1 protein-coding gene is annotated in these 1,092 nt (G+C 36.7%); it reads left to right on the forward strand.

The features are described 5' to 3' along the window. Window positions 1-688: 688 nt before the first annotated feature. Window positions 689-1,048, forward strand: coding sequence for a hypothetical protein (locus N1032_RS23625; protein WP_259542817.1), 360 nt, complete (start codon window positions 689-691; stop codon window positions 1,046-1,048). Window positions 1,049-1,092: the final 44 nt, after the last annotated feature.

The following is a 1,092-nucleotide window of genomic DNA, read 5'->3' on the forward strand; positions in this document are numbered from 1 at the left end:
TCCGACTTTTCTTTATAACGAGTGACTTGCATGGAATTAACCCAGACCAACTCAATGACTTGCTAGTCAAAAAATGTTTTGACTTCAAGGAAAACACCTTGGTTGTGGCAGGAGACATAACTGATGGATATGGATGAGATAATCATCTAATAAATTATTTGAGAACCATTCCCAATCTCATCGCCATCAAAGGCAACCATGATGTCCTTGCCAAACCTTTCAACAGGGTCGTTTTAAGTGATGACAACAGGGCATGACTTAATAATTTGCCATATCAAGTGGAAACGGAACATTTTTATTTGGCACACGGCATGTGGGCAGATGAAAAAATATTTCCTTTACTGAGTGACAATGGGTTCAAACACTTGAGTTTGAGAGGTTGCCCAATATTGCTTGGTCATGGAATGAAAGACTGACACATAAGCGATTACATTTGAAGGAAATCAGTCGCTTCAATGAGTGTAGAAAACTACTCACACCATTTCATTAGAAAACCGCTCATTTTAGGACACTTTTGACCTTCTTCAATAAAAGAGAGGGGACAAGGTCTAAATGGTCTCAAAATGGACGAAAATGGGTTATATGACTACAAAAACAGAATATATTGGGTAGACCCCGACATAAACAGGCAACTAAACGGAAGATGATATAGTGAACTTGATAAAATAAAGATAATGGAGTTTTAAAAATGAGCAGCATACTTAAACAAGACACACTCAAAAATATTGATGTAACCATAAAACTCAAGTATGTCCATGGCTTACGTCAAGTATGGGTTTTGGAAATAGAACATAAAAATAAAGTTCAACGATATTCGTTCCTTACAGAGGAACAGGCAATTAAAGAACATAGACGCATATTTGATGCATTTGAACAACGGAATATCCAAAAAGCACAAGAAGACCTTGACAACATTGTCAAACAGGTTTTAGAAGAAGGATACACAAATGGGAATAGAACTGTTTACGCAACGATAACGGTTAGTGTGCGTGGTGAACCAAGTTGTAGACATTTTTCAAATGTACACACGTATGAAGAAGGAAGATGATTGATAATATCGCCCGTATATGACATTGGCATGATTAAGATTAA

Source organism: Herbiconiux daphne, assembly GCF_024979295.1.
GTDB lineage: Bacteria > Actinomycetota > Actinomycetes > Actinomycetales > Microbacteriaceae > Herbiconiux > Herbiconiux daphnes.

Bases quoted from the DNA above. Each gene is read 5' to 3' on its own strand.
- N1032_RS23625 (WP_259542817.1), top strand. From the start codon at position 689: ATGAGCAGCATACTTAAACAAGACACACTCAAAAATATTGATGTAACC.